This is a genomic window from Terriglobales bacterium (genome assembly GCA_035543055.1).
Taxonomy (GTDB): Bacteria; Acidobacteriota; Terriglobia; order Terriglobales; family Acidobacteriaceae; genus JAIQFD01.
On sequence record DATKKJ010000031.1, the window covers coordinates 1 to 10,036 of the forward strand.

The following is a 10,036-nucleotide window of genomic DNA, read 5'->3' on the forward strand; positions in this document are numbered from 1 at the left end:
GATGATCTCCTTCAGCCCGCCCACGCCGGACTCCGACCTGTTCAACACGTCCACCTTCCAGCGCTGGGTCTCGGCGTAGCGCGAGTACATGCGGAACATCTCCGCCGCGAACAGCGTGGCCTCGTCGCCGCCGGTGCCGGCCCGGATCTCCAGGATCACGTTCTTCTCGTCGTTCGGGTCTTTGGGGATGAGCAGCGTCTTCAGCTCCTGTTCGACGGCGGCCATGCGTTCTTCCAGCCGCGTCAGCTCTTCCTGCGCGTAGGCCCGCATGTCGGCGTCGCTCTCATCCGCCACCAGTTGCTTGCTCTCGGCGATGCCCTTCTTCAAGGACTTGTATTCGCGGTACTTCTCCACGATCTCCGACAGCTCGGCATGTGCCTTGGCGGTCTTCTGGTACTTCGACGAGTCGGAGATGGTCTCCGGCGACGCCAGCGCCTGCGTCAGCTCTTCGTACTTGGCTTCGATCTGGTCTAAACGCTCGAACATTGTCTTCGGTCTTCGGTCGTCGGCCGCTCAAACGTGAGCCACCTCGGCCTCATGTTCTTGCAGGGCATTGATCAAACCCGTAAGGCTGCTGCCGATTGCTGCCGTCATTCCCAGAACTTCCGAAGCCTCGTCCTCTCTTATGTATTTCAATTCCCGCGCGAAAATCGTTTGTGTCTCGACCTCGAGCAGCGATCCCCGCGCCCGTTAAAGGAAACTTACAAAATCACGATCTGTTCGTCGGCCTTTCCCTTCAGCAATGTTGCTCGCAACCGAAACAGCTGCTCTACGTACTTGCTGCCGAAGTCCGTAAACCTCGTGCTTCGGAAATTCCGCTGTTACTCGGTAAATCGCTAGTCCCAGCTGCACCGCTTGCTACCAAACTCGCAAGTCCTTGTAAGACCCACTCATGAGTCCTCCTCGTGGCCGACGACCGAGGGCCGACGACCGACGACATATGACTTGGAATTGTAGCTGGTAGAAGGATAGTTAGCGGGAGGCCCCGCTAGGCAAGCACTAACTCTCCGCCACGCTGCTTTTCCAGCTCCATCGCTTGATTCAGCGCGTGGATGGCGCATTCCACCTGCTCATCCGCCGGTGGTTGCGTGGTGATCCGTTGCATCCACAGGCCCGGCAACGTCATTAAAGCGAACAGCGACGAGCGCCGCTTCGCCGCGAAGCGGATGATCTCATACGACACCCCGGCGATCACCGGCAGCAGCGCGATGCGCGCCCCGAAGCGCGCCCAGAACGTGGTGTAGGGCACCAGCGCGTAGATCCCCATCGAGATCAGCATCACCGTCATCAGGAAGCTGGTGCCGCAGCGCGGGTGGAAGGTCGAATACCTCTGTACCGCGGCGGTCTCCAGCGGGTCCTTGGCCTCGAAGGCGAACACGGTCTTGTGCTCCGCCCCGTGGTACTCGTACACCCGCCGGATGTCCTTCCACAGCGAGATCCCCCAGATGAACAGCAGGAACAGCACCACTCGGATCAGGCCATCGGCCAGGTTGAAGACGATGTTGTTATTCAGCGCCGCGAAGCGCGTCTTCAACTGGGTCGCCGCCACCAGCGGCACGAACTTGTAAAAGAAGATGAAGAATCCGACCGAGATCAGGATGTTGACCGCGGCCAGCCATCCGCTCAATTCCAGCTTCTTCTCGCCTTCCTCGCGCGGGACCTCGTCCAGCGCCACGTTGGCCGAGAAGCGCAGCGCGCGGAAGCCCAGCATCATGGCCTGGCCCAGCGTCGCCAGCCCGCGGATGAACGGCCAGCCTAGCCACGGACGCTTCTCCGACGGCCGGTCGATGGGCTCCGCATGCGAGGCGATCTCTCCCGACGGCTTGCGCACGGCGATTCCCCAGGCGTGCGGCGAGCGCATCATCACGCCCTCCAGCACTGCCTGCCCGCCCACCAGCGTCTCCTCCCCGCTTTCCAGGGCGGGAAGCAGCTGAGTGGCCGCCAGCAGCCGTCCGAATTGGCACAAGAATCCCATGTCCTTATTTGATGATAACCCAGGAACAAACGATTCCAGAGGGGAGTGGCAACAGCCTATCGGCGATCTCTGCCGGTGTCAAACCGCGGCGCCAGGGGGTCGGCCAGACAGGGGCTAGCCCGCCATCCGCCAAAGCCTTACAATCATTGCGCCTTCATCTCTACGAGGACGCTTGCATCGCCGCATCGCCATTTATCCGGGCTCGTTCGACCCCCCGACCAACGGGCATCTCGACCTCATCGAGCGCGGCAGCTCCATTTTCGAACACCTCATCGTCGCCGTGCTCCGCAACGCCGAGAAACACCCGCTGTTCACCGTCCCCGAGCGCTGCGAGATGCTCCAGCAGTTGACCGCCCGCTACCGTAACGTGACCATCGAATCCTTTGGCGGCTTGCTGGTGGATTACGCCCGCGACCGTAAAGCCAACGTCATCCTGCGCGGCATACGCGCCATCAGCGACTATGAGTACGAGCTGCAGATGGCCCTCATGAACCGCAAGCTCGACCGCCGGCTGGAGACCGTCTTCATGATGCCCGCCGAGAAGTACTCCTACCTGAGCTCCCGTCTCATCAAGGAGATCTTCTGTCTGGGCGGCTCGGTCACGGGCCTGGTCCCGGAACTGGTCGAGCGGCGCCTGCGCGCCAAAGTCCGGCCCCCCAAGCCGCAGATCGCCAACCCTACTGTCAGGATAAGGAAGAAAAAGTGATGGCTACCCAGGCCGCAGTGAAACCGACGCATCTCACCGAGCGCATCAACCGCATCGAGGTCTCGGCCACCCTGGCGGTGGTCGGCGAAGCCGAGAAGCTCCGCGCCCAGGGCGTGGACCTGGTGGATTTCGGCGCCGGCGAGCCCCACTTCGCCACCCCGCAGCACATCAAGGACGCGGCCATCGCCGCCATCCACGCCAACTTCACCAAGTACACCCCGGTGGGCGGCACCGCCGAACTGCGTGATGCCATCGTGCACCGCCACACCGTGGACTTCGATTCCGACTTCAAGCGTGAGGAGTGCATCGCCTCGGTCGGCGGCAAGCACGCCCTGTTCAACGCCGTCCAGGTGCTGGTGGACCATGGCGACGAAGTCATCATCCCCGTGCCCTACTGGGTCTCATTCAAGGACATCGTGCGCTACGCCGGCGGCGTCCCCGCGTACATCGAGACCGACGAGAGCCAGGACTTCCGCCTCACCCCGCAGATGATCGAGCGCGCCCTCACCCCGCGCACCAAGGTCATCATCCTGAATTCGCCCTCGAACCCCTCGGGTGCCGTCCTCAGCCCCGACGACATGACCTCCATCCTGCGCCTGGCGCACGAGCGTGGCATCTGGGTCGTCTCCGACGAGTGCTACGTCTACCTGAACTTCACCGGGCGCCGCTTCTCGGTGGGCTCGCTGCGCGAGTTCCGCGACCGCACCGTCATCATCGGCTCGCTCTCCAAGACCTACTCCATGACCGGATGGCGGCTCGGCTACGCCCTGGCGCCGGCGGCTGTCGTCTCCGCCATGATCAAGCTGCAGAGCCAGTCCACCTCCAACCCGACCTCCATCGTGCAGAAGGCCGCGCTCGCCGCCCTGAACAGCGACCAGAGGTGCGTGGACGAGATGCTGGCCGAGTGGATCCGCCTGCGCGACCACGTGGTCGCCGGCCTGAAGCGGATTCCCGGCGTGACCTGCGCCCGCCCCGAGGGGGCGTTCTATGTCTATCCCAACCTCTCGAAGCTTTTCGGCAAGACGGTGAACTCGGCCTCCGAGGTCGCCCGCCGGCTGCTGCACGAGGCCCACGTGGTGGTGGTGCCCGGCGAGGGCTTCGGTACCCGCGAGCACATCCGCATCTCCTACGCCACCTCGCAGAAGGAACTGGACCGCGGCCTGGAGCGCATGGCCAAACTCTTCGCGACGCTCTGACGCTGCACGGCTGTCATCCTGAACGAGGGCGAACGCCCGAGTGAAGGACCCCGCTGGTGCTCCACACCTCCCGTGCCGCCCGCAGGCACTTCGGCCAAGGTCCGTTGCCGTTCCGTTTTACATCCGGCAACACATCTCCCCCGGGAAAAGCTCTAAACTAGGTACCGCTTCTTCCCCTGGCGAATGACCGAACTTTACCCATTCCTGCTCGAGCCCGAATTCAAGGAGCGCCCCTGGGGCGCTCGCGACCTCTCCCCCATCTACGACAAGAAAGCCGAAGGCCAGCCCATCGGCGAGGCCTGGCTCACCGCCGACACCTGCAAGGTCGCCAACGGCCCGCTGAAGGGCCGCAGTCTTCAAGATCTGTGTCGCGAGTACGGCAAAGCCTTCCTCGGCGACAACTGCCCCAACACCTCGCGCTTCCCCCTGCTCATCAAGTTCCTTTTCCCGCGCGAGAAGCTCAGCGTCCAGGTCCACCCCGACGACGAAGCCGCCCGCCAGATCGGCCAGCCCTGCGGCAAGACCGAGTGCTGGTATGTGCTCGACGCCCAGCCCGGCGCCCAGGTCGGCCTCGGCCTCAAGCCCGGTATCACCAAGCAGCAGCTCGCTGAAGCCATCGCCCAGAAACGCGCCGAATTGCTCCTCAACTGGATTCCCATTAATAAAGGAGAGCTCATCTACGTGGACGCGGGCACCGTCCACGCCATCGGCCCGGGCTCCATCCTGGTCGAGACCCAGCAGAACTCCGACACGACGTACCGCCTCTACGACTACGGCCGCCCCCGCGAGCTGCACGTCGAGCAGGGTCTGATGGCGGCGAAAGAGAAGACAAGGGCCGGGAAAGTAAAGCCATCGGTGGTAGAGGAGGACCCTACTAGGGTCAGGCTTCTGGTATCGCCCCCTAGCATTCGCCTGGTGCAATCGCCCTGTTTCGAGATTTGGAAGCGCCACTTAGGGCCGGGGTCGATGGTTGGCCGGAACGACAGGGTCGCGAATTTCAGGATCGTTGTCGCTTTAAGCGGAGGCGGCAGAGTGAACGAAAACCTACCAGGGGTAAGCTCCGTTGCTTTCCATCCGGGAGATGTCATTGTCATTCCCGCGTCTGTCTCGATATACGAGGTGGAAGGGCAGTGGGAAGCTGACGTGCTCGATATAACGCTTGCCCCTACAGGCGCGACAGCCCAACCCGAAACCTCCCTCACCGGATTCGACACCGCCGCCGAGCCCTGAATGTTTTCCTTCGTGTCCTTCGTGTTAACGTAGCCTGCCCTGAGGCGAAGCCGAAGGGTGTCCTTTGTGGTGAGCTTCTGATTTGACTCGCAACCCGCAACTCGCAACCCGCAACTTCTATCCCGTCATCCTCGCCGGCGGACGCGGCACCCGCTTCTGGCCGCGCAGCCGCAAGCGCACCGCCAAGCAGGTCCTGGCCCTCGACGGCACCAAGACCATGATCCAGGACACGGTGGCCCGCCTCCTGCCGCTGGCGCCCCTCTCGAATTTTTGGGTCATCACCAACAACGACCTGCGCGACGTCATTGCCCGCCAGGTTCCCAAGCTGAAGAAAGAACGGGTCATCGCCGAGCCCGTCGGCCGCAATACCGCGCCCGCCATCGGCCTCGCCGCCTTCATCCTGGAGCGCCTTGATCCCGACGCCGTGCTCGGCCTCTTCCCCGCCGACCACGTCATCCTCGACGCCGCCCGCTTCCGCAAGGTTGTAACCAAAGCCGCCGCAATCGCTGCTGCCGGCGAGAACATCGTCGTCATGGGCATGCAGCCTACTCGCCCCGAGACCGGTTACGGGTATATCGAATCCGGCGCGAAGTGGAAGTCCGGTGTGCTTCACGTTCATCGCTTTACCGAGAAACCGAACCTGGAGAAGGCCGAAGAGTTCCTCGCCTCCGGCAATTATTTCTGGAACAGCGGCATGTTCGTGTGGCGCGCCCGCACACTGACCAGCGCCCTCCGCGAGCACTTGTCGGGGACCGCGCCCTATCTTGAAAAGATCGCCCGCAGCTACGGTACCCGCCAGTTCGCCGCCACCCTCCGCAGGTTGTATCCCAAATGCGAGAACATCAGCGTGGACTACGCGGTGCTCGAGCCCCGCTCGGCCAAGGGCGAGCACGCGTCCAACCTCTTCTGCATTCCTGCCGATTTCGGTTGGAACGACCTCGGCTCCTGGGCCGCGCTCTACGAGCATCACGCGGTCATCCGGGGCAAGGCGGGCAAGGACGGCAACGTGATCGAGGGCGCCGATTCCGTCGTCCTCGATGCCAGCGGCAATTACATTTACGCGCCCAAGAAGTTCGTAGCCGCGGTGGGTGTGGAGAACCTGGTGGTGGTCGAGACCGAAGATGCTCTGCTCATCACCACCCGCGACCGCGCCCAGGACGTCGGCAAGGTCGTGAAGCACCTCGATACGAAGAAATTGACCAGACTTCTATAAATGATTTCACCGCAGAGAACGCAGAGCTCGCAGAGGAATCACGAAACGATTTTCTCTGCGTTCTCGGCGGTTAAAGGGTTTTGATGGCGGCTGAGATCAAGTTCGGCACCGACGGCTGGCGCGGCATCATCGCCGACGACTTCACCTTCGACAACGTGCGCCGCGTCGCCGCCGCCGTGGCCGCCTACGTCCACAAGCATGAGGATGCGAAGCAGGGCCTGGTCGTCGGCTACGACACTCGCTTTGCCTCCCTGCAAGCCGCCCGCATCGCCGCCGAGGTCATCGCTGCCACCGGCATCCCCGTACGCTTGTCGAACGATCACCTGCCTACCCCCGCCGTCTCCTACGCGGTGAAGAAGTTCAATGCCGCCGGCGGCTTGGTGGTCACTTCCAGCCACAATCCCTGGCAGTGGAACGGAGTGAAGTACAAAGCGGGATACGGCGGCTCCGCCACCGCCACCATCATGAAGAAGATCGAGGCCGAGCTGCAGCCCGAGCCGCTCGCCCGGCAGAGCGGCGGCCAGGTCACCGAGACCGACTTCAAGGCGCCCTACATCGACGCCATCACCCGCTTCGCCGACCTCGACCGCATCGCCCGCGCCGGCTTCAACATCGCCGTGGACAGCATGTACGGCTCCGGACGCGGCGTGCTCACCGGCATCTTCGGCGCCCGCGGCATCCGGCACGTCGGCATCCGCCAGGAGCTGGACCCGCTCTTCGGCGGCGTCAATCCCGAGCCCATCGAGCCCCACATCCAGGCGCTGCGCGAGGCCGTCGAGCGCGAGCACTGCCACGCCGGCTTCGCCACCGACGGCGACGCCGACCGCATCGGCGCCATCGCCGAGGACGGCAGCTTCGTGGACGCGCACAAGTGTTTCGCCGTCATCCTGCAATGGCTGCTGGAGCGCCGTCCCGACTGGACCGGGGCCGTGGTGCGCGCCTTCAACACCACCGGCATGCTCGACCGCATCGCCACCCGCTACGGGCGCAAGCTGCACGAGTGCGGCATCGGCTTCAAGCACATCTGCGATCTCATGCTCAACGACCAGGTCCTGGTCGGCGGTGAGGAATCCGGCGGCATCGGCATCACCCGTCACCTGCCCGAGCGCGACGGCATCCTCAACTCCCTGCTGCTCGCCAACATCATGGCCGAGGAAGGCAAGACCCTGGCCCAGCTCGTGGACCGCCTGCAGAAGGAGTACGGGCCGCATTACTTCGGACGCCGCGACCTGCACATTCCCGACGACCTCAAGCAGAGCGCCATCCGCCGCGCCTCCTCCGCCGCGACCCTGTCCAGCCTCGGTCCCCACCGCGTCGTGCGCCGCAGCGACCTCGACGGCATCAAGCTCTTCCTCGACGCCCCCCGCAACGGCAACGGCGCTGAAGCCTGGGTGCTGCTGCGCGCCTCCGGCACCGAGCCCCTGCTGCGCGTCTATTCCGAGGCCTCCTCGCCCCAACTGGTCGCGGAGATCCTCTCCGCCGCCGAAGACTTCGTGCTCGAAAAAGCTACGGCGGGCTAGAGGACAGTGTCATCCCGAACGACTTCAGTCGTGAGGGACCTGCTTTTTCCTTCGTGTACCTTCGTGCTTCCTTCGTGTCCTTTGTGGTGAGGCTTTTCGCCGGGAGCGGATAGAATCTGGACAAGGGGGCGCGCATCTCTCTTCTCGGCGCAGACAATCGGCCGCAGCCTGACACGCCCGAGGCGCGGCGTTATAACCGCATCCGCCGCCGTGTCGGCATCGCCGACGCGCTCCTCGGCTTTGCCCTGCTGGTCGTCCTGCTGGCCACCGGCTGGACCACCAAGCTCCGCGACTGGTCCTACAGCGGCGCCCGCCAGCACTATGCCCTCGCGGTCTTCTACTACGTCGCCATGCTCTCCGTGCTCGGCAAGTTCATCGGCCTCGGCTTCGACATCTACAGCTTCCGCCTCGAGCACCACTATCAGCTTTCCAATCAGAAGGTCCGCTCCTGGATCTGGGACGAGCTGAAGGGCTGGCTGGTCGGCCTGGTCATCGCCGTCATCCTGGTGGAACTTGTCTATGCGACCATCCGTTTCTCTCCCCAGCACTGGTGGCTGATCGCCTGGGCCGTCTTTCTCGTGCTGTTCGTCGTCTTTGCCCAGATCGCCCCCGTGGTCCTCTTCCCCTTGTTCTACAAGTTCAAGCCGCTGGAGAACGAGGACCTCAAGGCCCGGCTGCTGCGCCTGAGCGAGCGCGCCGGCACCCGCGTCCGCGGCATCTATGAATGGAAGCTTTCGGAGAAAAGCAAGAAGGCGAACGCCGCCCTTACCGGGCTGGGCCGCACCCGCCGTATCATCCTGGCCGACACCCTGCTGGAGAACTACACCCCCGACGAGATCGAGGCCATCCTCGCCCACGAGCTCGGCCACCACGTCCACAAGCACATCTTCAAATCCATCCTGGTGCAGGCCGGCATCACCCTGGCCGGGTTCTGGGTCGCCGCCGAGGTCCTGCGTTACGCCGTCGACCACCTGTCCATGTTCGACGGCCGCCTCGACGACTTCGCCAACTTCCCCCTGCTGGCCCTGGTCTCCACCGTGCTCTCATTCCTGCTGATGCCGGTCATGAACGCCTACTCCCGCTACAACGAGCGCCAGGCCGACCGCTACGCCTGGAACTCCATTCCCGGCATCGGCCCCTTCGTGACCTCCATGAACAAGCTGGCCGCCCAGAACCTGGCCGAGCGCGCTCCCTCGCGCTTCGTCGAGTGGTTCTTCCACTCCCACCCCGCCATCTCCAAGCGCATCTCCGCCGCCGAAGCCTGGGCCGCGAAGCGATGACCCGGGCAGCTTTCCAGTGCGCGTTGCTGCGAAGTCGTGTGCATCTGTCATCCTGAGCGACGTCGAAGGACCCCTACCTTCTGCAAGGTTTCACACAAAGTAGCCCGCGCGCCCTCGCGCGGGCCGGTGGAAGCCTCCGCCTTTAGGCGGGAGGTTTCCAACAAGGAAGAAAGAGATTCTCCGGAGCCCGCTCAGCGGGTGACAAGAGGTTAGCCCAGGGCGGAAGCCCTGGGTAAAGGTCCCAAATGGATGTAAGCCCCTTTAGGGGCGACAGACGCGCGCGAGGCCGTGAGCCCGAGCGCAATTGCAGCGCTACCTTTTTCTCAGGATCTCTTCCACCTTCCGCCGGTCCTCTTCCGTATCCACCCCGATGGTGTCGAACGGCGTCTCCGCCACCCGGATGGGGATGCCGTTCTCCAGGAACCGCAACTGCTCCAGCCGTTCGCTGCGTTCCAGCGACGATTCGGGTAGAGCGCAGAACCGGTCGAGCGCGGCCTTCTTGTACGCGTAGAAACCCAGATGCTTGAAGTATTTTGGCCCGCTGCCATCTCGGTCGAACGGGATCGCTGCCCGGGAGAAGTACAGCGCGTTCCCCGCCAGATCGGTCACCACCTTCACCGTGTTCGGGTTCCCGACGTCTTCCGCCGGGCACGGTGTCTTCACCGTTGCCACCTGCACCGACGGGTCTTTGAAGCATCCCAGCAGCGCTTCGACATGCTCCGGGCGCGCCAGCGGCTCATCGCCCTGCACGTTCACGTACACCTCCGCCGCCACCGAGCACGCCACCTCGCGTACCCGGTCGGTGCCGCTGCGATGGTCTTTCCGGGTCATCCGCGCGTGGAACCCCTGCCTGCTGCAGAAGTCGAGGATCTCCTCCGCATCCGTAGCCACGATCACGTCGTCTAATAAGGAGGAA

9 protein-coding genes are annotated in these 10,036 nt (G+C 63.8%); 6 read left to right on the forward strand and 3 right to left on the reverse strand.

The window, feature by feature from the left end; all coding sequences use genetic code 11:
• Together VMS96_02045 and VMS96_02050 are read right to left on the reverse strand one after the other, a co-directional pair.
• On the reverse strand, window positions 1–486 hold a 486-nt coding region (locus VMS96_02045), incomplete at its 3' end, for a PCRF domain-containing protein (GenBank protein ID HVP42180.1).
• 502 nt (window positions 487–988) lie between these two features.
• The gene (locus tag VMS96_02050; protein HVP42181.1) at window positions 989–1,975 is read right to left on the reverse strand and encodes a DUF1385 domain-containing protein; all 987 of its coding nucleotides are present in this window, start codon (window positions 1,973–1,975) and stop codon (window positions 989–991) included.
• 172 nt (window positions 1,976–2,147) lie between these two features.
• Here VMS96_02050 and coaD point away from each other — a divergent pair, with 172 nt between their 5' ends.
• The 6 genes from coaD (at window position 2,148) to VMS96_02080 (ending at window position 9,120) form a co-directional block, all read left to right on the forward strand.
• The gene (gene coaD / locus VMS96_02055; protein HVP42182.1) at window positions 2,148–2,681 is read left to right on the forward strand and encodes a pantetheine-phosphate adenylyltransferase; all 534 of its coding nucleotides are present in this window, start codon (window positions 2,148–2,150) and stop codon (window positions 2,679–2,681) included.
• Window positions 2,681–3,877, forward strand: a complete 1,197-nt coding sequence (locus VMS96_02060; protein HVP42183.1) for a pyridoxal phosphate-dependent aminotransferase — start codon at window positions 2,681–2,683, stop codon at window positions 3,875–3,877. The genes coaD and VMS96_02060 overlap by 1 nt, the downstream gene beginning before the upstream one ends.
• A 183-nt stretch (window positions 3,878–4,060) precedes the next feature.
• On the forward strand, window positions 4,061–5,107 hold the full coding sequence (locus VMS96_02065) for a type I phosphomannose isomerase catalytic subunit (protein ID HVP42184.1): 1,047 nt from the start codon (window positions 4,061–4,063) through the stop codon (window positions 5,105–5,107).
• An 82-nt stretch (window positions 5,108–5,189) separates the two neighbouring features.
• Window positions 5,190–6,320, forward strand: a complete 1,131-nt coding sequence (locus VMS96_02070) for a mannose-1-phosphate guanylyltransferase (GenBank protein ID HVP42185.1) — start codon at window positions 5,190–5,192, stop codon at window positions 6,318–6,320.
• An 83-nt stretch (window positions 6,321–6,403) separates the two neighbouring features.
• Window positions 6,404–7,840, forward strand: a complete 1,437-nt coding sequence (locus VMS96_02075) for a phosphoglucomutase/phosphomannomutase family protein (GenBank protein ID HVP42186.1) — start codon at window positions 6,404–6,406, stop codon at window positions 7,838–7,840.
• 134 nt (window positions 7,841–7,974) lie between these two features.
• Window positions 7,975–9,120 carry a M48 family metallopeptidase gene (locus VMS96_02080; protein ID HVP42187.1) on the forward strand — a complete coding sequence of 382 codons (1,146 nt, stop codon included), beginning with the start codon at window positions 7,975–7,977 and terminating at the stop codon, window positions 9,118–9,120.
• A 312-nt stretch (window positions 9,121–9,432) separates the two neighbouring features.
• Here VMS96_02080 and kdsB read toward each other — a convergent pair.
• Window positions 9,433–10,036 (reverse strand): 3-deoxy-manno-octulosonate cytidylyltransferase (gene kdsB, locus VMS96_02085; protein ID HVP42188.1); only part of this gene is annotated, 604 nt, incomplete at its 5' end.